Consider the following 23,145-nt stretch of genomic DNA (forward strand, 5'->3'; position numbering starts at 1 on the left):
TGCCCTCACGATCCTTGTAAAGGCATATTTCAAAACATGGTTTCAATTCTTGTTGGAAAGAGAATGGACCACCACGGCGAGTTGGTCAAGGGGTTTGTCGGAACTCGTCATCACGATGCCTTGCGGTGGCCCCTTCAGCGGCGGACAACCCAGTGCCACGGCATCATTGTGCTTCACTGACATTGCGCCTCGGTCTTTGGCAAAATCAATGCCGTGGCAGTCAGTGTTTTCGACATCTTCAAGGTGGGCATTGGCCCATCCAGTTCCCACACCGTCGGCCCGATGCGAGCCGCACAGATCTTCGTGACTGATCTGGCTCAATCACCGGTGTGGCCCGAGGTCACCCGGGTGTGCGCCGAACTCTTCGGTTCCCTGGGGGCGACCGGGCACGGACATGGCTCCGAGGCCGCCGTCCTGTTGGGCCTGGAAGGAGAAGACCCCGCCACCGTCAACACCGACCAGACCCCAGCTAGGGCCGCCACTATCGCCAACAGCGGCCGCATCACCCTCGATGCCATCCATGACGGCCGGGAGATTTCCTTCGACGTGACGACGGACCTCATCCTGCATCGCAACCGGTCCTTGCCCTTCCATCCCAACGGCATGACATTCACGGCGTGGTCGGGTCAGGAGGTCGTCGCCGAGCGCACCTTCTACTCCATCGGCGGTGGCTTCGTCGTCGAACACGGTGAGGACGAGCATCCCGCCATCGTCCGTGACTCGGCTCCGGTCCCCTACCCCTTCAAGACAGGCAAGGAACTGCTGGAACAGTGCTCTGATTACCGGATGAGCATCCCCGAGGTCACCATGGCCAATGAGATGACTGTCCGCGACGAGGAACACGTGCGCGGCGAACTCCTGGACATCTGGGCCGTCATGCACGCCTGCGTCGAGCGTGGTTGTTCCCGCTCCGGCGTTCTCCCAGGTGGACTGCACGTGCGTCGCCGCGCCATGAAGATGCACCGCGATCTCGCTACCCGGGAGCGCATCACCCCAGGCAAGCCAGAACCCTTCGGATCAGTCGACTGGCTGACGGTGTGGGCCTTGGCGGTCAATGAGGAAAACGCCGCGGGTGGTCGTATCGTCACCGCTCCCACCAATGGCGCAGCCGGCATCATCCCGTCCTGTCTGCACTTTGCGGTGAAGTTCCTCTCCCCCGGTTCCGACATTGACTCGGGTACTCCCGGCGTCAACACCGGTGACGACGACCTCATCGTCGACTTCCTGCTGGCTGCCGGGGCCATCGGCGAGATCTACCAGCAGTCGGCGTCCATCTCGGGAGCTGAAGTGGGCTGCCAGGGCGAGGTTGGCGTGGCATGTTCCATGGCGGCGGCCGGTCTGGCTCAGGTCATGGGCGGGACGCCTGCCCAGGTCTGCAACGCCGCCGAGATCGGTCTCGAGCACCACCTTGGTCTCACCTGTGATCCCGTCGGTGGCTTGGTTCAGATTCCGTGTATCGAGCGCAATGCCCTGGGTGCTATCAAGGCCGTGACGGCCGCCCGTCTGGCCATGGCAGGTGACGGCTCCCAGATCGTCAGCCTGGATCAGGTCATGAAGACGATGATGGAGACCGGGCGCGACATGAAGGTGAAATACAAGGAGACGGCACGGGGTGGCCTCGCGGTCAATATCGTCGAGTGCTGACGACTGCGCACATCAATTCTTGACGCGCATCCCTAAAATTGTCCAAGAGAAATGAAAATCTCCTAAGAAAACGCGATGCACCGTATCAATAGCTGGGGCACCGCAGTAGCGTGATGGCATCACCCAGCGCCTAGATTGAGCAAGGACGATCTGCCTGCTCAACCTGATGTCGTGCTCTGTTGGAGAGGAAGGACACGATGCCCAGCAGACGAAAGACAACAGTTGCGGCCGTAGCGGGGGTGTTGGTTATCAGTGCTGCACTAGCACCAAAGACCAACGCATCCCCGCCCCCGAGTGAGATGACACAGCCCGCGAGCACTCAGTTAATTGACGCCATGAAAAATGGCTTTCCCTATGTCGTTGATACAACCAACAGAACCATAACCATTGCAACTATCCACGGAGCCGTCACCTCCTACCCCAAGATGAGCCCGTCCATTGCAGCCACAGAACGAGCAGCGACAGACACCACACCGCCAGACGGCACATCCGAAAAATCACTCGCCGATCAGATATCGAATTTTCATGTAAATGAAATATCATCTCAATTCACCAAGAAGTCTCTAGAAAGCGGACTGATTGACGTAGAGAATAGTTACACCAACACAGCACACGAAAATGACTTCATCGCATACATGTACGAGCCTTCATTAGATAAGATCGTCGTCTACGCTGACCCGGACATCGCAAACCAAATAGCCGCCCAGCTACCATCTGACACACACCAAGTTTTTCCATCATCCGGAAGCCCAACCAAGGGCCGCCTAACGATGGGAACTCCCGTCAGAGGAGGCGGAAAGCTGAAGACATCAAAATTCAGCTGTACGTCTGGAATCGTGGCAACGAACACCAAGGGAACCAGAGGGGTTTTCACAGCGGCACACTGCTTCAACTTGAGACAACGAGTCCTGACCGGATCTGGCTCATACGCCGGAACCGTCACCCATTCGTACACCTACCCAAATGTCGATGCAGAATTCATTTCTGGATCAACATACTCCGCCAGCATCTTTACTGGAGGCAATCAATCAACAAAAACCAAACCGGTGCGCGGGGAATACTTTCCAACTGCCGGCGTTGGCAACCGCGTCTGTTTTGTAGGTATCACCAGCGGTGAAAACTGCGGAAACCAAGTTCATATGTACAATGCAAATACGTGTGGCTGGACACCAACAGGCAGCAAATGCGTTCGAAATGTCATTGCCCTTACAGGAGGAACTACATCGCGCCCCGGAGACTCCGGGGGAACGGTCTTCGCAAACTTCGGAAACACTGTCAAGGTCACAGGCATTGTCCAAGGACACAAGAATTCCACATTGCATGGACCGATGACATTCATAACAGATTGGCGCTCCATAAAATCATCATATAAAGCCAAGTTGGTGCTCGGATGAAGAATGAAAAGAACTGGACCATTCTCGCATGGGTTCTGGGAACGGTCGTCATGGTATTGTTTGTATTGTCCCTCTGGGGCCAAGTCAATGGAATTGGCTCATGCTTGGACAACGGCTCCAGTGAGGCTGTGAAATGTCAAAGAAAATAATGATCATCTTGATTGTCGAAGTCATCCTCTTGGCAGTGATGTGCTGGTGGTACGACGCCACGATCATTGCGGGGCTCAAGTGCAGGGGCCCGCTGTGGGAGCAGCCCTGACCCCCAGCTCGTAGCCCGATATGGGTGCGGCCCACCGGGCCGTGGGCCGCACCCACACGCAGGGTGGCCCACGGCTCAGCCCCGAGGTGCGCGAGCCGACAAGGCAAAACACTTCTTCCAGCCAGCCTCTTGCCACCATCGCGGGCAATGTCCCTTATGATCGACACCAGGTCCTCGCAATACCCGCGGGGATCCCGGCGGCACCCTTGGTCGTCGGATTTCCACAACGGATCGTCGGGCACGTACCTGCCCGTGGAAAGGATTAACGGTTATGGCAACCGTGCAGTACAAGGAGGCGACTCGGGTTTACCCGGGCACCGATCGCGCAGCCGTCAGCAAGCTCAACCTGGAGATCGGCGATGGTGAGTTCATGGTCCTCGTCGGGCCGTCTGGCTGTGGTAAGTCGACCTCCCTGCGAATGCTGGCCGGCCTCGAAGAGGTCAATGCCGGTTCCATCTGGATCGGAGACCGCGACGTCACCGATCTGCCCCCGAAGGACCGTGACATCGCCATGGTCTTCCAGAACTACGCCCTGTACCCCCACATGACCGTGGCCGACAACATGGGCTTCGCCCTCAAGATGCAGAACGTGCCGAAGGCTGAGCGTCAGCAGCGCGTTCTCGAGGCTGCCAAGCTCCTCGGTCTCGAGGACTTCCTCAACCGCAAGCCGAAGGCTCTCTCCGGTGGTCAGCGTCAGCGTGTCGCCATGGGTCGCGCCATCGTTCGTAACCCTCAGGTCTTCCTCATGGACGAGCCGCTGTCGAACCTCGACGCCAAGCTCCGTGTCCAGACCCGTACCCAGATCGCTGCCCTGCAGCAGCGCCTCGGTGTCACCACCGTCTACGTGACCCACGACCAGGTCGAGGCCATGACGATGGGCGACCGCGTTGCCGTCATGAAGGACGGCATCCTGCAGCAGGTCGACTCCCCGCTGGCCCTCTACGACACTCCTAAGAACCTCTTCGTCGCCGGCTTCATCGGCTCCCCTGCCATGAACCTCATGGAGGGCGACGTCGTTGATGGTGGCGTCAAGCTCGGTGACTACGTCGTTCCGGTTTCCCGCGAGGTCCTAGCCAAGGCCCCGAACGAGACCAAGCTCACCCTTGGCATCCGTCCAGAGGCCTTCACCCTCGCCAGCGAGGGCATCGGACTCGACGTTGCCGTCGTCGAGGAACTCGGCGCTGACGCCTACCTCTACGGCTCCCTCGTCGGTTCCGGCAAGGAAGCCTCGATCGAGGATGGTGAGGCCCACCAGGTCGTCGCTCGTATCTCGTCTCGTCGTCCTCCGCAGCGTGGCGAGCAGGTGCGCCTGGGTGTCGACCCGGCCGCCGTGCACGTCTTCAGCCAGGAGACCACTGAGCGCATCTCCTGATCCTCGGTTTCCGCAGACACGACGAGGCCCCCGGTTCTTCCGAGGGCCTCGTCGTGTTCTGTGTGGCCATGGGGGGCGTGCCCTGATTCTCGCCGTCGAACGCAGCGAACTCTTTCATCTCTGCTTGTGTGACACGGCCCCTCAGCGAGCTGCTGCGGCTATGTCCGAACGTCGATACAGCCTGTGCTTATTTCAATTTACATCACTTTGATAAGTCGCCTTATCAGCTACTTCATATATCAAAGGCGGCTACTCCAGTAAGCTGCTTGCAGCGGAAGGAGGAACCATGACAACTCAGCAGACGCTGTCTCTGGGGCAGATCGCCCGGCTGTGCCACGTCAAGCGCGCCGTGGCGACGATGTGGCTCAAGCGCCCTGTCGCCGGCGCCCCGTTTCCCTCCCCGTCCCCCACGGGCCGCTATGCAGCCGACGAGGTGCTCGACTGGCTGGAGCGGACCGGCCGGGGCAACAATCCCCAGCCCCGACTCGACCTCGCCCTCGAAACCACCTTCAACGCGGGCCGTGGCACGAAGGAAATGCAAGCCCTGACCGCGATGGTGGCTGCCCGGAGCATCGTCGACTGCCCGCTGGCGAGCATGGACACCGAGGATCTCCTCGATGCCGTCGAGGAGGCCGACCCCGACGATGACTGGCTCTGGTCGGAGGTCGAGGCGCTCGACGTCGAGAGGCTCTCTCATGAGGCTGACGCGCTAGTCGAGGCAGCCTGGACAACCTCCGACGCCCACGACCGGCTGGTGCAGGAGGTGACGCGTCGGACCGCGAACACACCCCGCCTCGCCGAAGACTTCGTCGCCCTGGTTAGCACAGCCGCCAAGGCCTTGCTGTCCCCGGGCGGGGAGCTCGTGGACGTTAACGGGACCGCCAACGACGTGCTGGTGAACCTGATGCGCGACGAGGACCTCCAGGATGTCGGGCTAGTCCTGCCCGGCGAGGGTGCCGGTCATCGGATGGCGCGACAGCGTCTGGCGGTGCGCCACCTCGTCGCGCGCACACCCTCGTTCGACGACGACTGGCAGCTAGCCGAAGGCAGCGTCATCCTCGCCCGCTTGGAGTCCGACGTGCACGCAGCACTAGATGACCTCGACCAGCTCTCGCTCCAACTCGCGCCGGGCACACGTGCCCTCGTGATTGGTCCAGCCCAGATCCTCGTCGACCCGCTGGGCAGCTCCACGAGCCGTCGCGACGCTGTCCTGCGTGACCACTTGGTGCGCGCTGTGGTGCGACTCCCCCAGGGTCTCTTGGCCGATGGGGCGCGGGGGCATCTGGCGTTGTGGCTGATGGATGGAACGGCGGATGCCCGCCCCTTCGTCGGTGACCTCAGTGGCACCCCGTTGAACAGCGCCTTACGCCAGCGGCTATTGGATGATCTGGTGGCTGTGGCCCAGCAAGACAGTCGCCGCTGCATCGAGTTGCTGCACCCGGTGGCACTCCCCTCCCTCCTAACGCGCTCCAGGTCGCTGGTAACGCTGGGCCAGACCGTGCCGGTGGGGCTGCCCAGTGCCCCCGGTGATGACGCGGCCAAAATCCAGCAACTGCTCACCAGGCTCACGGTTTCCGAGCCGAGTCCGATGGAGGGCATCACGGCGCGGGTGGCCACCGGCCGCACACCATCGTTGGTGGTGCTGGGTGAGCTGGCCCAGCAGCGGCTGGCGAAGGTGGTGTCCGGTACGCGCCTCAACGTCGAGGCGCTCCCCGAGGGGTCGTCCAGGCTGTGGACCGCTGCCGGGTTAGCCCGCCGCGCACCGCAACCCGTCGACATGCTGCAGCTGACCCGGCAGGCTCCCGAGGCGAAGGTGACCCAGCCTGGCGACGTGGTCTTCTGCTCGACCGGGAAGCCGGTCGCCCAGGTGGACGACGAAGGTAGCGCAGTCGTCGCTTATCCAGCGCGGGTACTCCGTCTCGATTCCCGTGCGCCCATCTCACCGCGGTCCGTCGCGGCCGTCATCAATGAGCTTCCTGCCGGGTGCGGTGCGTGGCGTACTTGGCAGGTCCCCATAGCCCGGGACCGCAGGGCTACCGACGACACGCTGGCTTTGCTGGAGCGGTGCGAGCGCCAGTTGCAGGACCGACAGAATGTGGTGGACGAGCTCCGCCGCGTGGTGATGCGTTGCGTGCCCTGTGGTGCAGTGACGCTCACCACGACCGAGAAGAAGGAGGGCCAGTGATGGCACCCAGGAAGAAACAGGACGCACTGTTACCCAGCACCGACAAGGAGCTGAAGGACACCCTGTGGAAGGCTGCCGACAAGCTGCGCGGCTCGATGGATGCTTCTCAGTACAAGGACGTGGTGCTGGGGCTGGTCTTCCTCAAGTACGTCTCGGATGCGTTCACGGCGCGGGCTAGCGCGCTGACCGCCGAGCTGACCGAGGAAGGCTATGACGCCGAGGCAATCGCCGAGACTCTGGAAGACCGTGACGAGTACACCGCCTCGAACGTCTTCTGGGTGGACGAGGATGCCCGCTGGCCCCATCTGGTGCAGATGGCGAAGGTGAACGATGTCAAGACGATCGGCCAGCGTCTCAACGAGGCGATGGACCTGTTGATGTCAGACAATCCGTCGTTGGCGGGCACGCTGCCGCGGGTCTTCAACAACTCCAGCGTCGACCAGCGTCGGCTGGCAGAACTGCTGGACCTGCTGAACTCGCTGCGGTTCAGCGGGCAGGGTGCTAGCCGGGCGCGGGATCTGCTGGGGGAGGTGTACGAGTATTTTCTGGCGAAGTTCGCCTTGTCGGAGGGACGCCGGGGTGGCGAGTTCTACACACCGGCCAGCGTTGTGCGCACCATCGTCGAGGTGTTGCAGCCCCGCGAAGGCCGGGTCTACGACCCGTGCTGTGGTTCGGGCGGCATGTTCGTGCAGGCGGAGAAGTTCCTGGCCGCGCACGATGACGACCCGATGAAGCTGTCGGTCTACGGGCAGGAGAACGTGGAGAGCACCTGGCGGATGGCGAAGATGAACCTCGCCATTCACGGCCTGAACGGCAACTTGGGGCCGCGCTGGGGCGATACCTTCTCGCTGGACCTGCACCAGGGCGTACAGATGGACTACGTCATGGCCAACCCGCCGTTCAACATCAAGGACTGGAACCGGGTGGAGTCGGACAGCCGCTGGACCTACGGCGTACCACCGGCTAAGAACGCGAACTACGCCTGGCTTCAGCACATCATCTCGAAGTTGAAGCCCACTGGCACGGCGGGCGTGGTGATGGCCAATGGGTCGATGACATCGAAGTCGGGCGGCGAAGGTGAGATCCGCGCCCAGCTGGTGGAAAACGACCTGGTGAGCTGCATGGTGGCGTTGCCCGAGAAGCTGTTTCGCTCCACCGGGATTCCGGTGTGCATCTGGTTCTTTGCCAAGGACAAGTCGGCCGGTCGGGGTGGTTCCGTGGACCGCCGTGGCGAGGTGCTGTTTATCGATGCGCGCAACTTAGGCCACATGGTTACCCGTGCCGAGCGCGCCTTCAGCGACGCCGACATCAAGCAGATCGCCGACGCCTACCACCTGTGGCGCGGCATGGAAGTGCTCGATCTGGGCACCAAGGACGCCACGGCGACCGAGTCTTCCTCCCCGGCTCCTGAGTCCGCCGAGGGGACGGGAACAGGTACTGAGCCTGTCGAGACCACTTTCCCGGACGGAGCCTACCGCGACATCCCGGGCTTCTACCGCTCGGTGAGCCTCGCCGAGATCAAGGAGGCCGGCTACGCGCTGACCCCGGGTCGTTATGTCGGCATGGCCGAGGCCGCGGCCGACGACGAGCCGCTCGACGAGAAGATCGCCCGCCTCACCGCCCAGCTCCAGGAAAAGTTCGCCGAGTCCGACCGCCTGCAAGCGGTTGTGCGTGAGCAACTGGGGAGGTTGTGATGGAGCGCGTCAGTCTCGCTGATCTAGCCACACCGGGCGGAATCGTTGGAGGCCCATTCGGGTCATCGCTTGTGGGCTCTGACTACGTCTCCAGCGGTGTTCCTGTCATACGGGGGTCCAACATGGGCGATCGCTTCGTAAGAGGTCCCTACACATACGTCACCGCAGAGAAAGTGGAGCGGGATCTAAGCAGAAACGTTGCACGGCCCGGAGATCTCGTTCTCACGCAGCGGGGCACTCTAGGACAGACCTCCCTCGCCGCAGGCCCGTTCGACACCTATGTCATTAGCCAGAGCCAGATGCGTGTCCGACTCGACCCCGAGAAGGCAGAGGCGCGGTTCGTGTACTACGCCGCTCAGACTTCGGATTTTATGAGCCAGATCGATCACTCCGCAGTTCGCACGGGCGTCCCCCATATCAACCTCGGAATTCTCGGAACGCTGGAAGTCCCGCTGCCTCCTCTCCCAGAGCAACAGGCAATCGCGGACGTCCTGGGCGCCCTAGACGACAAGATCGCCGCCAACCGCGCTCTTGTCTCGACCATGGAGGAGCTACTGCGTGCACAGTACCAGCACGAGATCCTCGATGCTGAGGCTCCTGACACGCCGATCTCAAAGATCCTGGACGTCAACCCGAAGCGCAAGATCACAAAATCAAAAGCGCCACAAATCACCATGCAGGACCTTCCCAGCCCCGGGATAGCAATCCCCAAGGCCACCTACGCCGAGCCCAACGGTGGTGTTCGATTCACCAATGGCGACACACTTCTCGCACGCATCACCCCCTGCCTCGAGAATGGCAAGACTGGATATGTAAGCAACCTTACCGACGGAGAAGTGGGATTTGGATCAACGGAATACATCGTACTGCGCTCGAAGGAAGGTTTTCCCCTCCCCCTGAGTTACTTCGTCGCCACCGAGAAGGCCTTCCGAGCAGAAGCAATCCAACGCATGGTGGGCAGCTCTGGTCGGCAGCGGCTAAAGGCCAACGATCTCACAGACTTCGCAATCAACATCACCCAGGACACGGCTGCACTAGCTGCGTTTGGTGATGCCGCGATCGCTGGGATTGAGCATGCGACTTCGCTGATCAATGAGTCCGCCACCCTCGCCGCTCTCCGCGACACCCTGCTCCCCGCTCTCATGGACGGAACGCTGCGCGTTAAGGATGCTGAGAAAGCTGCAGAGGACGCACTATGACCGCACCCCATAACCCGACCCTGACAACAACGCAATGGAAGGATTGAGCCCATGCGGATCACCCACATCACGGCCCACAACTGGCGCAACTTCAAAAACCTGGATTTCGACTTGAGTAATCGGCTCATCGTCGTGGGTCCCAATGCGGCTGGTAAGTCGAACCTGCTCGACCTGTTCCGCTTCCTCGCCGACATCTCTCGCCCAGGGGGTGGCCTGTCTGCCGCACTCACCGACCGGGGCGGGCTCTCGAACGCACGCTCCTTGTTCGCCCACAACAACGCCAAAGGCCAGCTGATAGTCGAGACAAGACTCGTCGACGACGACATCACTTGGACCTATCGACTCGCGGTTAAAGGCGAAGGCAGCGGTCGCAACCGCCCCATCGTCGCCGAGGAGACCGTCACCCGTAATGGCACAGTACTGCTCAGCCGCCCCGATGACGCCGACAAGGCGGATAAGGAGCGCCTGACCCAAACGCACCTGGAACAAATCTCTGCCAACCAAGCATTCCGCCCTGTAGCCGAGCACTTCGCGAAGGCGAACTACTTCCACCTGGTGCCGCAGTTGATTCGGCAGCCGCAGCCCATGAATACGGCCACCACTCGAGCCTTCGGCAGCACCATGATCGCCGACATGAATGGCACGCCCGAGAAGACAAGGAATGCATGGCTGGGCCGCATCCAGAAGGCTCTGGAGTCAACAGTCCCCGGATTCGAAAGCCTAAAACTCGAAGTGGACAAGTACGGGCAGCCACACCTAATCGCCGACTACCGCCACTGGCGGTCCCATCCCGTCGAGCAGAAGGAAGCAGACTTCTCCGACGGAACCCTCCGCCTGATAGGCCTGCTGTGGACGATCGTCAGTTCTCCCGCCACTGGTGGCGTGCTGCTGCTGGAAGAGCCCGAACTGTCCCTCAACAGTGCCATCGTCCGAAAGCTCGCGCCTCTTCTGGCCCTAGCCCAGCGGGACTCGAAGATGCAGGTCGTGATGTCCACACACGCCCCCGAACTACTCGACGACGAGGGCATTCGCCCCGAGGAAGTGTTGGTGTTGCAGGTGGGTAACGACGGCACTATCGCCACACCGCTCAGCGAGGTCGACGAGGCCATCGACCAAGTCGAGGCGGGTCTACCCCTCAGCGAAATCACCGCGGACCTGATCTCCCCCGGCGACATGTCCGGGCTCATGCGGGCAGCCCGAAAGTAGCCACCATGTACATCGTCGTCGAAGGCCCTTCCGACGGAGGCGCAGCACGCGCGGTCGTTGAACACGCGGGCCACCCCGTGACCCGGGTTCATGTCGCAGGTGGTAAGACCAAGCTGGACCCCAAGCTCGCTAAATACGCGCGCGCAGCCCGACGTGAACCGTGGGTTGTCTTCCGCGATACCGACACCAAATGCCCCGTGGCCCTGCGCCAGCAGCTCCTGCACGGGATCCCAGACAATCGGCTGTTCACCCTGAGGCTGGTCCACTGCATGACCGAGTCGTGGCTCATGGCGGACACCGAAGGATTCGCCCACTACTTCAAGGTCTCGCCAGACATAATCCCCCGGAACGTCGAGAACCCTAAGAAACACGCCAAGCACACTCTGCTGACACTATGCCTGCGCAGCAAGAGTCGTGACATCCGAGAAGAGGTGGCCCACGACTCCACCACTGCAGGCGAACTGTTCGTGCTGCACCTAAACGAGTTCGCGACCCACCACTGGGACGTCGAAGCCGCCGCCCAGAACTCCCCGTCACTACGCCGCGCCGTCGCAGCCCTCTCCTCTATGCCGAAAGGACCCAACCCATGATCCTGGAATCCGAGTGGGAGACCACCATGCTTGACTGGCTCGGTGAGCTCGGCTGGGAGCCGACCACCGGTTCCGCCGTCGAGGGCCGGCGGAAGGGCCTCGACGACCTGGTGCTGAGCGACGTCTTCCTGAACGCCCTGCACCGCCTCAACCCGGGGGTACCTGACACCTTCCTCGCCCAGGCGCAGGCCGAGATGCTTACCCCGAAGAGCCAAGATGCACTGGCCGAGAACAAGGCCTTCCACGCCCTGCTCGCGCACGGCTTCCACGGGCTCGCCTATGTCGACTCCTCGGGTGCCGAACAGACCCCCACCCTGCGCCTGGTCAGCCCCAACCCCGACGAGAACACCTTCCATGCGGTACAACAAGTCCGCATCGTGCACGGCCAAAACAGCCGTCGCTTCGACGTCGTCCTCTACGTCAACGGTCTGCCGCTGGCCGTCGTCGAGCTCAAGCAGGCCGGCGCAGCCAATGCCACCATCGCCAAGGCCCACGCCCAGATCGGAACCTACCTGGCAGAGTTCGGCACCGCCTTCCGTAGCGTGGTCACCACCGTCATCAGCGACGGGATCAGCGCTCAGTACGGCACGCCGTTCACCCCGCTGAACCACTACTCGCCGTGGAAGGTGGACGACTTCGGCACCCCCGTCGAGACCGGCCCTAACACCCCCGAGCTGGAGACCCTCACCTACGGCTTGTTCGACCTGCGCCGATTCCTCGACATGGTCCTCAACTTCACCGCATTCGACGAGGACTCCGGCCACATCACGAAGCGCATTGCCAAACCCCACCAGTACTTCGCCGTGCGCAAGGCCGTCGACTCCACCCTCAAGGCCATCGACTCCACCGGCAAGGCCGGCGTCGTCTGGCACACCCAGGGGTCCGGCAAGAGCATGGAAATGGAGCTCTACGCCAACCTGGTGATGACCCACCCCGAGCTACTCAACCCCACGATCGTCGTCATCACCGATCGCACTGAGCTCGACGGACAGCTGTTCGCCGGCTTCCGTCGCTCCACCCTGTTACCCGAGACGCCCGTGCAGGTCACCCGCCGGTCCGAGCTGCGCGAACGGCTCGCCAACACCGCTTCTGGCGGCATCTACTTCACCACCCTGCAAAAGTTCGGCCGCTCCGCAGCCGAACGTGACTCCGGCCTCGACCACCCCATGCTCACCGACCGGCGCAATGTCATCGTCATGGTCGACGAGGCCCACCGTAGCCACTACGACGACCTCGACGGCTACGCCCGACACCTCAAGGACGCCCTACCCAACGCCACCCTGATTGCCTTCACCGGCACCCCCATCAGCACCGCCGACCATGACACCCGCGCGGTCTTCGGCGAATACATTGACGTCTACGACCTCAGCCGAGCCGTCGACGACGGTGCCACCGTGCCCGTCTACTTCGAGCAACGGTTAATCAACGTCGGACTCACCCCCGACATGACCTCCGAGGACCTCGACCGCATCGCTGACGAGACCACCGAAGGCCTCGACGACGCCGAACGCAGCCGCATCGAGAAATCCGTGCTGGTCATCAACGCCATCTACGGCGCCCCCGAGCGCCTGCACGCCTTGGCCGCCGACATCGTCGCACACTGGGAGGCCCGACGCGCCACCGTCGAGCCCGCCCTACGCGACGGCGACTCCGCGACCACCCCGCACGGCAAGGCGATGATCGTCGGCGCAACCCGCGAGATTTGCGCAAACCTCTACACCGAGATCACTCGGCTGCGACCCGAGTGGCACAACGACGACATCACCAAGGGGCGCATCAAGGTCGTCTATTCCGGCAATGCCACCGACACGGAGCCGATCCGCAACCACGTGCGCCGCGACTCCGAAAACCAGGTAATTAAGAAACGCCTCACCGACGTCAATGATGAGGTCGAGCTGGTGATCGTCAAGGACATGATGCTTACCGGCTTCGACGCCCCGCCCCTGCACACCCTTTACCTCGACCGGCCGCTCAAGGGTGCCCTGCTCATGCAGACCCTCGCCCGGGTCAACCGCACCTTCCGCGGCAAACAAGACGGCCTGCTCGTCGGTTACGCACCCCTGGCCGAGAACCTGCGCGAGGCACTCGACGAGTACACCGAGACCGACAAGACCACCCGCCCCGTCGGTCGTGACGTCGACGAGGCCGCCGGGGCCACCCGCGACCTCCTCAATGCCCTTGACCGGCTACTGTCCGGCTACGACTGGATGGGCGTGCTCCGCTCCGGAACCAAAAGCGCCCGACGCGACGCCGTAGCCGGCGCAGTGGAGTACCTCCGCTCGCCCAGCACACCGGGTAACCGCGTCGACGACGGCGAGGAGACCCTGGCCGATCGTTACCGCAAACTGTCGGCCAGGCTCGCCCGCATGTGGGCGCTGTCCGCGGGCAGCCAGACCCTCGACGACAAGCGCATCGACGTCAATTTCTACGAGGAGGTGCGGGTCTGGATGGCCAAGTATGACGCCAAGGAACGCGAGGCCAACGGCCAGCCCGTCCCCGACGAAGTCCTGCGACTGCTGCGCGGTCTGGTCGCCGACGCCACTGTCAGCAGCGGCATCACCGACATCTATGAGGCCGCAGGCATCCCCAAGCCCAGCCTGCAGAACCTCACGCCGGCAATGGTGCAGCAGTTCAAGGATGCCACCAACCCGCACCTGGCTATCGAGGCCCTGCGCGATCTGCTCGTCGAGGAAGCCGACAAGGCCACCCGCAAGAACCTAGTGCGCAACCGCGACTTCAGCGAGCGCATCAACGAACTGATGCTGCGCTACACCAACCAGCAACTCACCTCGGCCCAGGTGATCAGCGAACTTGCCGAGCTAGCCAAGAGCATCAGCGAGGAGAACGCTCGCGGCGCGAAGTTCGACCCGCCGCTCAACCACGAGGAGATCGCCTTCTACGACGCGCTCGCCAATGACCCAGGAGCGTTGGAGACCATGGGCGACGATGTGCTGGCAGCCATGGCCCGCGATCTGCTCGCCATCGTGCGCAAGGACTCCCGCACCGACTGGACCAGGCGCGACGACGTACAGGCCAAGCTCCGCAGCTCGGTGAAACGCCTTTTGCGCCGGCACAAGTATCCGCCCAGCAAACAGCCCGAAGCGGTAAAACTGGTGCTCGAACAGATGGAGGCAATCGCACCGGATTTCCAAGCATGAGACTCGGAAAATATCTCAGCCCGACACAGCCGCGAACCGATACTGAATCCATGGAATGGCTTACCGTGGAGCGCGACGGGAGATTCCAGAAGTTTCTCGGAAAAAACATGAAACGTTATGACTGCACCGACGATGGCAGGCAGCTGGATTTCGCGCTCGCCGTCACATATCATTCACTGCACGACCTCGTCTGCAAATATGCGAATCATCAGCTTGCCATCAGCATGGCAGAGCTGGAGTGGTGCCGCTCAAAAAATGCCCCTATAGATCAACAGTATTACCTCCTTGAATCTGCCATCACGCGCCATTGTTGTGCGTGGGAATATCTCTTCCAGATGCTCACCTATATCCTGTCGCTCCAGGAAGAAGTCGCAGCAACCAAGGCGGACTACAACGCCATACTCGGCCTCTCTTCCTACGACGTGGAATTCATTCCAGGCCCCACCGGGACCAAGGTCCAATACACACCACGTGAGATACAACAGGCAGTCCGTGATATTCGACGCCGTCGCCAGGAGCTCGACTACGTACAGGTTGGAGCTCGAGCAGACAGGTTCTTCAGCAAGACCGACAAGAAGTTTGCGCGAGGAACATGGTTGGATGACGTCAAGCGCCTCGTTCGCGACTACCCTGTCCGCGAAGTCACGAAGATCCGGGATCAGATTATCCACCACCGGCCCCTTGGCAGCTCCTACCGAACAGGCTTGGGAGAGGCCCTCCCCGTCAACGGGATCACCTTCTCAAAACCAGCTGCCGAGGAGATCCCGGAGACCCTCAAGAAACTGCGCCAAGCCCAGAAACGCCTCTTCGAGGCGATAGGGATCGTAGTTCGCGAAACTTCCCGGTCAAACATTCCCAACATCAGAGAGAACGAAGGGGTGGAATACTGGATAGCTTTTTATCGGTGTCCTCGTTGCGGCAAGGATTCCCCCGAGCCCAACCGCAGCGAAGCCAAACCATTTCCACTCTTCTACTGCATGAACTGTAGTCTGTGGTCCCGACGCGAGGACGCAAAAGTCAAGCGCAAACTTTCCGTGTCGGAAATCTTATATTCGAGTCATTTGCGCGACTACTTGCCCCGCCTCAGGGAGTCAATCCAGTACATCCCACCCGAACTAAGAGATATCTTAGCTTCATCGCATCACACACAGTAAATGAAAGCTTCCTGCTTGTTTTCGTACCAGTGAACCTTACCGGCCGAGTCTCTCATCATCCGCTCGGATAATCGCAACGAATTCACTGCAGTTCGACGGCCAGGATGCGCTTCAGCGGAAGTTTCACGCGCCCCCTCACCAGCTGGTCGCCGTAGTCACGCAACGTCGTGTCTGGTCGGCAGCGCCAGGCGCAGCGGGTCCGTGAGCAGGTGGTAGTCCTGGCTCATGGGTATTTGCTCTTCGCCACCAGTTTGAAACCATGGCTACCGCGTCTCTCTTAGGAGCCAAAGCGACGCTTCATAATCCAGGGCGTAGGGCCGGTTCAGCCCGCCGTCACCCGTCCTTGCGCTCAACCTTGGAGACGGTGACGTCGATCTTCCCCGGGATGCGTCCGGAAGCGGTTATGGCCGTGGCAACCCGGTGACGAAGGTCCTGGGTGAGCCGCACGATAGGCACCGTCAGATCGACAGTGACCTCAATTCCCACGTCGGTATGCCCATCCTCCTCACTCACTCGGATTGCGCAGCGATCGTCGGATGTGCCGACCCGACGCCACCACGGCCGGACAAGCCGAGTCACTCCCGGGGTGTTAAGCACGGTGATGACGATGACCCCTTCCAGATCATCACTGGTGTCGTCGCCCGTCAGGACAGTCCCGGAGACGACAACGTCATTTTCAAGATCAGGCATGGATATCCCCCACACTGATGTCAATGGCTTCCGGACGTCCGCCCAGCTGCCGATACATTTCCGACGACACCCTCTGACGCACCTGATCGGCACACTCTGGGATACGAACACCGTGCGCAACCGACAGATCAATGCGCAATCTCAACGGGGCATGAGGCACCGAGAAACGAACTCGGCTCAACCTGCCATCCTCGCAATCAGCCAGGGTCTCGCGCACGATGGTGGTCAGCACGGTCTCTCTGACCTCGATGTCGCCATCGTCGTCACTGACGATGCAATGACGCGGCGAGAGATCAGCGCTGTAGGACCTCCACACCGACGACAGCTTCGGTGGATCAACGACTACCTTGGTCTTGGCATCCTCGGCAACCGCGTCGTCACGCAGTTGACCGGCACGAACGGCCACGGTGCGCACCGCCTGGCAGGCTGGGCACTCGACCTCGTGCTCGGTGGGAGGCTGTGTCGCGTTGTCCCAGACGTGGTTCATGTCCGCGCCACACGCGAGATTCACCTCCATGGTTCCATCTCCTCCGCAATGGTGGCCCTCGCCCGGGCCAAACGGCCACGGACGGTGGACACCGGTAATTCTTCAATCTCAGCAATCTCGGCGTATCCGAGACCGTCGATCTGAGCCATGACCCAGATACGCCTCTGGTTGTCCGGCAGCCGGACAACACTCTTCCTCAACGCCTTCATCGCGGCATCCCTGGTGTGTGCCCTTGCTGGGTCCTGAAGGGTGTCGATCCTCACCGGAACTTCTTCCGGTGCCACCGGATCGGTTGCGCGTCGCCCGGCGGTCCGGATGACTTCCCGGCAACGATTCCGAGCAATGGTGTACATCCACGCCCTGAACCGGGACCTATCGTCGAGATCGGGCAGCTTCTGCCAGGCGGTCAGCAAAACGTCCTGGACGACGTCCTCCGCGTCAATCGTGGCCGGCAAGTGGTTGTGACAGAACCTCAGGAGCGGCCCGCCCCATGACTCAACAACGCGAGCGTATGCCGCAGCATCTCCGTCCTGAGCAGCACTTATGTCTGCAAAAACGATCTCGTCGCCGTCGTCACCTTCGACCCCTCTGACCATGGATTCGACGCTAGCAGCGGTCGAGGACAACTACTGAGTCCTCGACCGCTAGCGCGCAGCTCAGGCGAGCACCTTTCCGTCACGAGTCCGAGGCTTGGTCCGTTCGGACTTCTCGTTGAGAAAGGTGGGCTTGGGCATCGGATTGGCGGGCAGGCTGTCCCCGGACTCGTCGACATTGGACACTTCAGTCACGCCGACGTGGCTCACGCCCATTCCGGTCACGTGCGCCCCCGTCCGCAACTTCACCCCGAAGCGCACCAACGTGGCATCCAGGGTGGTCTCGACGTCGTGAGCGACCTCGGACTCCAGCCAATTGACGAGCTTTCGCACGTCAGCACGGTCGTCAAGGTCGATCTGGACCATCATCTCGGGAGCAACACGGGCTCCGAAGAACCTGACATTGGCGCTGCTGACTCCGGGGAAATCCTCGATCTGTTCCTCGATGGCCCGTCCCAGGGCATCGGTGGACAGGACCGTGGATCCATGGTCCGTCTCGTGGCTGATGCCGTAGCTGTGAGCGCGATTGCTTGACGAGAACTGCCGAAGCAGCCAGGTCAACCCAATCGCCGTAGCCAGGACGCCCACGAGGAGCAGGGCCCAGGAGGCGTAGTCCGTGCGCCATGCCTGTGGCACGTCGGCAATGGGCGCGTCGGGTTCAGGTTGCCACCATCCCCACGACGAGGCGATGCTGAACCGCACCAGCATGAACCACGCGACCACCAGCAACAAGATGATCCCGACGACGGCAAGTCGTGTTCTGTTTGCGCGGCCCCTCATCGCAACCTCACTTTCACGCTCGGGGACTGTTCCAGGTCGAGCGAGTTGACGCGATCAGCAATCCTCCTGGTGAGCTGTTCCCGAATCACCTCAGGCTCATTGACGTCGGTCTCGACGTCAATGACGAGCGTGTTGCCGCGACGCTTCACCGACGAGGTTGCGACCCCGTCCTCCCCGTCAAGCCAGCGAGAAAGCCAGCCCGTCAGGTCGGAGTTGTCCATGACGATCTCTCGATTGTCGGGGGCGCCTTCAGCCGCCTTGAGGAAGACACCAGAGGTGCGTCCCGGTGTGAATGCCCAGATCACCAACACCAAGGCAATGACGCCGATGACGATGGCAACCGTCAGCGCGGTGTCGTTGAGCCACGAGGCGGTGGTCATGTGACCACGGCCCCAGTCCAACCACTGTGGCAAGGATCCGTGCTGGAGCCGGTGGACGGCAGCGATGATGGACACCACTCCTGCCACCATCAGCAGGACACCCAGGATCGTCACCGGAATCGTCCGGGAGGGACGACGAACGAGTGGCGGAGACATGTATCGATGACTCATCTCAGTTCAACTCCCTCGTCGTCGATGCCTTGTTGACAACTCGGCTCACCAGAATGTCGATGGTGCCGATCTCAATCCCGGACAGTGTCGGAACCTGCTCGGTCAAACGGGCTCTCAGGTCGTCACACCGAGCCTGGATGGGGGCGGGATAGCTGATGGCAACCTCCACCTCGAGATCAGCAGTACGGCCAGTGAGAACCGCACTCACCTTCGGGCCTCGGTCGAAGTCGGCACGCGACCCCGATCCGAACATCGACGAGGTGGGCGCCCCAAAACCCGCGCTCTGGGCCGCCACGCGGGCCGCCACTTTCTCGACAACCGCGGTGGACACCGTCAAGGTTCCGCGGCTGGCCTTCTCACGGTTGTGGACCGCCAGCGACGGCACCGAACGTACGCGTGTGGTGCCGGCAGACATCAACGGTTCCGCTGACTTGGCTTGCCGAAGATGTCGTGCACGTCAAGCTGACCGTCAATGATCCTCCCCGTGATCAGCCCGAGCAGACCCAGCACCAGCACGACGATGGCCTGCCACACGCCAACGCAGACCGCGACGACACCCAGCAACAGACCGACGAGTGCTCCGATGCGCGATGCATTCATACTGTGACCTTTCAGGAAAGCTCGGTGTTCTTACGCTGGGGGGCAACCTGGGCCGGTTGGTCGTCGTCGTCCTCGTCGTCGCCCTGGATGTACACATCGGTGACCTGGACGTTGACCTCGACAACCTCGAGGCCAGTGCCGTACTCGACAGCGTCAATGATGGTCTCGCGGAGCTTGTTGGCGACCTCGACGACCGAGTAGCCGTAATCGATGACGACGGAGAGGTCGATGGCGCATTGGCGCTCGCCCTTCTCGACCTGGACGCCATTGGAGACGTTGGTGGTGGAACCCGGGATGCGGTCAGTGATGGAGCTCAGCATGCGACGTCCGGTGGAGCCCATGGCGTGAATGCCAGGAACCTCACGGCACGCGATACCAGCGATCTTCTGGACGACCTGCTCAGCAATGAGGGTCGAGCCGTGGTCAGTGTGCAGCGGTGACGGGGCCAAGGACTCCTTGGTGGTGTCCGGCAGATTCTCGGTCTTGGTCTCGTCATTTTTTGCGGAAGCAGTCTTGTTGTCAGCCATGTCGGCTCATCTCCATTCGATCTGTGGCGACTTTCACATGTTCGGATGCTCGGCGAGCCGAATCGTCACGTTGAATCCGAGAATTGGGCAAAAAGAATTTCCTGAGCGTCCTCGGCTACCCTCGAAACCACCCGATGACAGGAGGGACCATGCCGACGTCCACCACCATGCAGGGACTGACGACCGGGCTGTGTTCGGATCACGCCCACTCCGGCGTCACCCCGCCCGCCGTCCTCTCCTCGAACTACTTCTACGACACCTTCGGGGAGCGCCCAACCTTCGACTATGGTCGCGGGGGCAACCCCACCCGGGCCCTGCTCGCCGACGCCCTCACGACGCTGGAGGGTGGCACGGGGGCTGTCGTCACCTCGTCGGGAATGTCGGCCATCATGTTGGTTCTGCAGGCCTTCGTGCCGATTGGAGGGCACGTCATAGCGCCACACGACTGCTACGGCGGAACCTGGCGCATCCTCGACACCTGGGCCACTGTCGGACGCCTGACGGTCGACTGGGTCGATGAGACCGATCTCGACGCGCTGCGCCCCGCCCTGGAATCCCCCACTGACCTACTCCTGGTGGAGACCCCATCCAACCCGATGCTACGCATCACCGACATCGCTGCCGCAGCCGACCTGGCTCATTCCTCGAACGGCGAGCGCACCGTCGTGGCCGTCGACAACACCTTCTGCTCGCCGATGCTGCAGCAGCCACTGGGCCTCGGAGCAGACCTCGTCATCGCTTCCGACACCAAGTTTCTCAACGGCCACTCCGATGTCATCGGCGGCTCCGTCGTCGCCGCTGTCCAGGAGGACGTCGACCTGATGGCCTTCCACGCCAACATGATGGGGTTGACGGCCTCTCCTCTGGATTCCTGGCTGACGCTGCGTGGCCTGCGCACCCTCGGTGTGAGGATGAAGGCCCACTGTGCCAACGCTGCCCGGATGGTCGAAATCCTCTCGTCCCACGGCGCCGTCGTAGCGGTGCACTGGCCCGGGCTGGCCGATCATCCCGGTCATGACCTGGCCGCACGTCAGCAGAAGGACTTCGGATCCCTGCTCAGCTTCGAGCTGGCCGGCGGGCTACCCGCTGTCAAGGCCTTCATGACCGGACTGGAGGGGTTCATCCTCGCCGAGTCCCTGGGAGGTGTGGAATCCCTGGTCTGCCATCCTGCGACGATGACCCATGCGGCCATGAGTCAGGAGGCCCGGGATGCCGCTGGGGTCAATGACTCCATGATCCGGATGAGTCCGGGAATCGACCCCGTCGAAGACCTCGCCACCTGCTTGTCCGAGGCTCTCGACAGGGCCGCTGCCGTCTGAGTTCTCGAGGGCTCAATGACGTGCTGACCAGGCCCATGCCCATGCGCGGGTCATGTGGGTGGCACACTGTCACCCGTGACCCGTTTCCTCAGCGCGAAGCCCGACTCCCGCCTGCTTCCGTTGCCGTGGAGCACACCGCTGGCACAGTGGCCGCAAGAGCTCCTGGTCGCGCTGCCCCGAGGCATCTCCCGTCACGTGGTGCGATTCATCACCGTTGGTGACGACGTCTACGCCGCCAAGGAGGTCGTCGAGAACCTGGCGATCCACGAATACCGGTTGCTGCACGACCTCATGCGTCTGGACACCCCCTCCGTCGAGCCCATCGGCGTCATCACCGACCGCTACCGCGCCGACGGAGAGCCCCTCGAACCGATCATCCTCACCCGACATCTGCAGTTCTCGCTGCCGTACCGGTCCCTCTTCCACTCCGGGGTGCGTCAGGAGACCGTCATGCGACTGCTTGACGCCCTCGTCGTCCTCTTGGTACGATTACACCTGGTCGGATTCTTGTGGGGAGACATCTCGCTGTCGAACGTGCTGTTCCGACGTGATGCCGAGGCCTTCGCCGCCTATCTGGTCGACGCCGAGACCGGCGAACTCCATGACCGCCTCACCACCGGACAGCGGGAACACGACCTGCAGATCGCCCGCACCAACCTCTACGGCGAATTCCTCGACCTGGAGGAGGGCGACATGCTCGACGCCGCCCTCGATCCGCTTGGCCTGGTGACGATCATCGAGGACCGCTACCACGACCTGTGGGACGAGCTCACCGCAGCTGAAGAGTTCGCCGGAGGTGACTATTCCCAGGTCGAGTCGCGGGTGCGTCGTCTCAATGCACTGGGCTTCGACGTCGCTGAGCTGGACATCCAGACCTCGCCGGACGGCCAGCGACTACGCATCCAGCCCAAGGTTGTCGATGCAGGGCACCATCAGCGTCGTCTGCTGCTTCTGACAGGCCTGGATACCGAGGAGTTCCAGGCGCGACGCCTCCTCAATGACCTCGACACCTTCCGGGCCCGCAATGGGCTGCAGGGAGTCGACGAGGCGGTGGCTGCCCATCGCTGGCTCACCGAGTGCTTCGAGCCTGTCGTCCAGCAGATTCCCCCGGAATTGTCCCGCAAGCGCGAGCTCGCGCAGTTCTACCACGAGGTGCTCGACTATCGCTGGTACGAGTCCCAGCGCCAGCAACGCGAGGTTCCTCACATCGAGGCTGCCCAAGGATACGTTCACGACATCCTGGCCCAGCTTCCTGACGAGGCCATGAGTGCCGAGTCAGTGGTGTCCGTCGATGGGTCGCAACCTCGTAACGGCCACGAGCTGGTCAACGTGTATGACCCGTCTCTGGGATACGTCGAGGATGAGGAGGACGATGCCCCCTACGACCCTTGGGAGGCCAATACCGAGTCCGTCGACGTGGAATCGGCCTCTCGTCTCGACATCGACGCCTTGCGCGCCCGTATGGAGGGCTAGAGACCCTCGTCACTGCGAGGAGGTCGGGGGCGTGGTCAGGGTGAACGATCCACCGTCGAAAGGTCCCCACTGTGTGGGAGCTGCTGCCGGCGAGGGACCGGCCTCAGGCTTCGTCCTGGACTCCTCGACGTCCTCGTCGGGACGCGATCCGGGGACGACCGGCTTGATGGATTCACCCATCGCGGCCTCCAGGGCCCGGGAGATGGGGCTGGACGACGGCTTGTGCTTGCGAATCTCGGCCATGCGGCCATGGTAGGCGATGTGTCGGGG

The 23,145-nt window shown here is 62.1% G+C and carries 21 protein-coding genes; 12 read left to right on the plus strand and 9 right to left on the minus strand.

The features are described 5' to 3' along the window. Window positions 1–213: 213 nt before the first annotated feature. From ACSJJT_RS04525 to ACSJJT_RS04570, 10 genes are all read left to right on the plus strand, one after another. On the plus strand, window positions 214–1,644 hold the full coding sequence (locus tag ACSJJT_RS04525; protein ID WP_435917167.1) for an L-serine ammonia-lyase: 1,431 nt from the start codon (window positions 214–216) through the stop codon (window positions 1,642–1,644). Between the two features lie 197 nt (window positions 1,645–1,841). Continuing rightward, window positions 1,842–3,038, plus strand: coding sequence for a chymotrypsin family serine protease (locus tag ACSJJT_RS04530; protein WP_252908462.1), 1,197 nt, complete (start codon window positions 1,842–1,844; stop codon window positions 3,036–3,038). Window positions 3,039–3,568: 530 nt separating this feature from the next. Beyond that, window positions 3,569–4,669, plus strand: coding sequence for an ABC transporter ATP-binding protein (locus tag ACSJJT_RS04535; RefSeq protein ID WP_435917168.1), 1,101 nt, complete (start codon window positions 3,569–3,571; stop codon window positions 4,667–4,669). Between the two features lie 286 nt (window positions 4,670–4,955). Beyond that, window positions 4,956–6,854 carry a hypothetical protein gene (locus ACSJJT_RS04540; protein WP_069101844.1) on the plus strand — a complete coding sequence of 633 codons (1,899 nt, stop codon included), beginning with the start codon at window positions 4,956–4,958 and terminating at the stop codon, window positions 6,852–6,854. Next, window positions 6,854–8,548: a class I SAM-dependent DNA methyltransferase gene (locus tag ACSJJT_RS04545; protein WP_435917169.1), complete on the plus strand. Its 1,695-nt coding sequence runs from the start codon at window positions 6,854–6,856 to the stop codon at window positions 8,546–8,548. Before ACSJJT_RS04540 ends, ACSJJT_RS04545 begins: the two co-directional genes overlap by 1 nt. Then, complete coding sequence (locus ACSJJT_RS04550) at window positions 8,548–9,747, plus strand: restriction endonuclease subunit S (RefSeq protein ID WP_435917170.1); 1,200 nt, start codon at window positions 8,548–8,550, stop codon at window positions 9,745–9,747. Before ACSJJT_RS04545 ends, ACSJJT_RS04550 begins: the two co-directional genes overlap by 1 nt. A 51-nt stretch (window positions 9,748–9,798) precedes the next feature. Further along, a complete protein-coding gene (locus tag ACSJJT_RS04555) occupies window positions 9,799–10,953 on the plus strand; it encodes an AAA family ATPase (RefSeq protein WP_435917171.1) in 1,155 nt (384 codons plus the stop codon). Between the two features lie 5 nt (window positions 10,954–10,958). After that, complete coding sequence (locus ACSJJT_RS04560; RefSeq protein WP_435917172.1) at window positions 10,959–11,543, plus strand: hypothetical protein; 585 nt, start codon at window positions 10,959–10,961, stop codon at window positions 11,541–11,543. Beyond that, complete coding sequence (locus ACSJJT_RS04565; RefSeq protein ID WP_435917173.1) at window positions 11,540–14,701, plus strand: type I restriction endonuclease subunit R; 3,162 nt, start codon at window positions 11,540–11,542, stop codon at window positions 14,699–14,701. The genes ACSJJT_RS04560 and ACSJJT_RS04565 overlap by 4 nt, the downstream gene beginning before the upstream one ends. A 50-nt stretch (window positions 14,702–14,751) precedes the next feature. Then, window positions 14,752–15,855 carry a hypothetical protein gene (locus ACSJJT_RS04570; protein ID WP_435917174.1) on the plus strand — a complete coding sequence of 368 codons (1,104 nt, stop codon included), beginning with the start codon at window positions 14,752–14,754 and terminating at the stop codon, window positions 15,853–15,855. A 333-nt stretch (window positions 15,856–16,188) separates the two neighbouring features. Here the strand turns inward: ACSJJT_RS04570 and ACSJJT_RS04575 are convergent, their stop codons facing one another. The 8 genes from ACSJJT_RS04575 to ACSJJT_RS04610 are packed head-to-tail and all read right to left on the minus strand — an operon-like array spanning window position 16,189 to window position 20,083. Beyond that, window positions 16,189–16,545: a hypothetical protein gene (locus ACSJJT_RS04575; RefSeq protein ID WP_016667005.1), complete on the minus strand. Its 357-nt coding sequence runs from the start codon at window positions 16,543–16,545 to the stop codon at window positions 16,189–16,191. Further along, on the minus strand, window positions 16,538–17,062 hold the full coding sequence (locus ACSJJT_RS04580; RefSeq protein ID WP_334354764.1) for an Asp23/Gls24 family envelope stress response protein: 525 nt from the start codon (window positions 17,060–17,062) through the stop codon (window positions 16,538–16,540). Before ACSJJT_RS04580 ends, ACSJJT_RS04575 begins: the two co-directional genes overlap by 8 nt. After that, entirely contained in the window at window positions 17,053–17,628 is a 576-nt protein-coding gene (locus tag ACSJJT_RS04585; RefSeq protein ID WP_435917175.1) for an RNA polymerase sigma factor, read from the minus strand. The genes ACSJJT_RS04580 and ACSJJT_RS04585 overlap by 10 nt, the downstream gene beginning before the upstream one ends. Before the next feature lie 60 nt (window positions 17,629–17,688). Then, window positions 17,689–18,405, minus strand: a complete 717-nt coding sequence (amaP, locus tag ACSJJT_RS04590) for an alkaline shock response membrane anchor protein AmaP (protein WP_435917177.1) — start codon at window positions 18,403–18,405, stop codon at window positions 17,689–17,691. Next, the gene (locus tag ACSJJT_RS04595) at window positions 18,402–18,956 is read right to left on the minus strand and encodes a DUF6286 domain-containing protein (protein WP_435917178.1); all 555 of its coding nucleotides are present in this window, start codon (window positions 18,954–18,956) and stop codon (window positions 18,402–18,404) included. Before ACSJJT_RS04595 ends, amaP begins: the two co-directional genes overlap by 4 nt. A gap of 1 nt (window position 18,957) precedes the next feature. Next, window positions 18,958–19,371 (minus strand): Asp23/Gls24 family envelope stress response protein, encoded by a 414-nt coding sequence (locus ACSJJT_RS04600; protein WP_435917179.1) that lies wholly within the window; start codon window positions 19,369–19,371, stop codon window positions 18,958–18,960. After that, window positions 19,371–19,556: a DUF2273 domain-containing protein gene (locus tag ACSJJT_RS04605; protein ID WP_435917180.1), complete on the minus strand. Its 186-nt coding sequence runs from the start codon at window positions 19,554–19,556 to the stop codon at window positions 19,371–19,373. The genes ACSJJT_RS04600 and ACSJJT_RS04605 overlap by 1 nt, the downstream gene beginning before the upstream one ends. An 11-nt stretch (window positions 19,557–19,567) precedes the next feature. Further along, a complete protein-coding gene (locus ACSJJT_RS04610) occupies window positions 19,568–20,083 on the minus strand; it encodes an Asp23/Gls24 family envelope stress response protein (RefSeq protein WP_435917181.1) in 516 nt (171 codons plus the stop codon). Window positions 20,084–20,232: 149 nt separating this feature from the next. On the opposite strand from ACSJJT_RS04610, the gene ACSJJT_RS04615 reads away from it, so the two are divergent. Together ACSJJT_RS04615 and ACSJJT_RS04620 are read left to right on the plus strand one after the other, a co-directional pair. Continuing rightward, on the plus strand, window positions 20,233–21,402 hold the full coding sequence (locus tag ACSJJT_RS04615) for a trans-sulfuration enzyme family protein (RefSeq protein ID WP_435917182.1): 1,170 nt from the start codon (window positions 20,233–20,235) through the stop codon (window positions 21,400–21,402). A gap of 54 nt (window positions 21,403–21,456) precedes the next feature. Beyond that, window positions 21,457–22,875 carry a DUF4032 domain-containing protein gene (locus ACSJJT_RS04620; RefSeq protein ID WP_435917183.1) on the plus strand — a complete coding sequence of 473 codons (1,419 nt, stop codon included), beginning with the start codon at window positions 21,457–21,459 and terminating at the stop codon, window positions 22,873–22,875. Window positions 22,876–22,884: 9 nt separating this feature from the next. Here ACSJJT_RS04620 and ACSJJT_RS04625 read toward each other — a convergent pair whose 3' ends face one another. Next, complete coding sequence (locus tag ACSJJT_RS04625; RefSeq protein WP_435917184.1) at window positions 22,885–23,118, minus strand: hypothetical protein; 234 nt, start codon at window positions 23,116–23,118, stop codon at window positions 22,885–22,887. Between the last annotated feature and the right edge of the window lie 27 nt (window positions 23,119–23,145).

It is taken from the genome of Cutibacterium nasicola, assembly GCF_051303185.1.
GTDB lineage: Bacteria > Actinomycetota > Actinomycetes > Propionibacteriales > Propionibacteriaceae > Cutibacterium.

What these genes read in the sequence shown, in the direction of transcription:
- ACSJJT_RS04530 (WP_252908462.1), top strand. Translation starts at nt 1,842, where the DNA reads ATGCCCAGCAGACGAAAGACAACAGTTGCGGCCGTAGCGGGGGTGTTG.
- ACSJJT_RS04535 (WP_435917168.1), top strand. Translation starts at nt 3,569, where the DNA reads ATGGCAACCGTGCAGTACAAGGAGGCGACTCGGGTTTACCCGGGCACC.
- ACSJJT_RS04540 (WP_069101844.1), top strand. Translation starts at nt 4,956, where the DNA reads ATGACAACTCAGCAGACGCTGTCTCTGGGGCAGATCGCCCGGCTGTGC.
- ACSJJT_RS04545 (WP_435917169.1), top strand. Translation starts at nt 6,854, where the DNA reads ATGGCACCCAGGAAGAAACAGGACGCACTGTTACCCAGCACCGACAAG.
- ACSJJT_RS04550 (WP_435917170.1), top strand. Translation starts at nt 8,548, where the DNA reads ATGGAGCGCGTCAGTCTCGCTGATCTAGCCACACCGGGCGGAATCGTT.
- ACSJJT_RS04555 (WP_435917171.1), top strand. Translation starts at nt 9,799, where the DNA reads ATGCGGATCACCCACATCACGGCCCACAACTGGCGCAACTTCAAAAAC.
- ACSJJT_RS04560 (WP_435917172.1), top strand. Translation starts at nt 10,959, where the DNA reads ATGTACATCGTCGTCGAAGGCCCTTCCGACGGAGGCGCAGCACGCGCG.
- ACSJJT_RS04565 (WP_435917173.1), top strand. Translation starts at nt 11,540, where the DNA reads ATGATCCTGGAATCCGAGTGGGAGACCACCATGCTTGACTGGCTCGGT.
- ACSJJT_RS04570 (WP_435917174.1), top strand. Translation starts at nt 14,752, where the DNA reads ATGGAATGGCTTACCGTGGAGCGCGACGGGAGATTCCAGAAGTTTCTC.
- ACSJJT_RS04575 (WP_016667005.1), bottom strand. Translation starts at nt 16,545, where the DNA reads ATGCCTGATCTTGAAAATGACGTTGTCGTCTCCGGGACTGTCCTGACG.
- ACSJJT_RS04580 (WP_334354764.1), bottom strand. Translation starts at nt 17,062, where the DNA reads ATGGAGGTGAATCTCGCGTGTGGCGCGGACATGAACCACGTCTGGGAC.
- ACSJJT_RS04585 (WP_435917175.1), bottom strand. Translation starts at nt 17,628, where the DNA reads ATGGTCAGAGGGGTCGAAGGTGACGACGGCGACGAGATCGTTTTTGCA.
- amaP (WP_435917177.1), bottom strand. Translation starts at nt 18,405, where the DNA reads ATGAGGGGCCGCGCAAACAGAACACGACTTGCCGTCGTCGGGATCATC.
- ACSJJT_RS04595 (WP_435917178.1), bottom strand. Translation starts at nt 18,956, where the DNA reads ATGAGTCATCGATACATGTCTCCGCCACTCGTTCGTCGTCCCTCCCGG.
- ACSJJT_RS04600 (WP_435917179.1), bottom strand. Translation starts at nt 19,371, where the DNA reads ATGTCTGCCGGCACCACACGCGTACGTTCGGTGCCGTCGCTGGCGGTC.
- ACSJJT_RS04605 (WP_435917180.1), bottom strand. Translation starts at nt 19,556, where the DNA reads ATGAATGCATCGCGCATCGGAGCACTCGTCGGTCTGTTGCTGGGTGTC.
- ACSJJT_RS04610 (WP_435917181.1), bottom strand. Translation starts at nt 20,083, where the DNA reads ATGGCTGACAACAAGACTGCTTCCGCAAAAAATGACGAGACCAAGACC.
- ACSJJT_RS04615 (WP_435917182.1), top strand. Translation starts at nt 20,233, where the DNA reads ATGCCGACGTCCACCACCATGCAGGGACTGACGACCGGGCTGTGTTCG.
- ACSJJT_RS04625 (WP_435917184.1), bottom strand. Translation starts at nt 23,118, where the DNA reads ATGGCCGAGATTCGCAAGCACAAGCCGTCGTCCAGCCCCATCTCCCGG.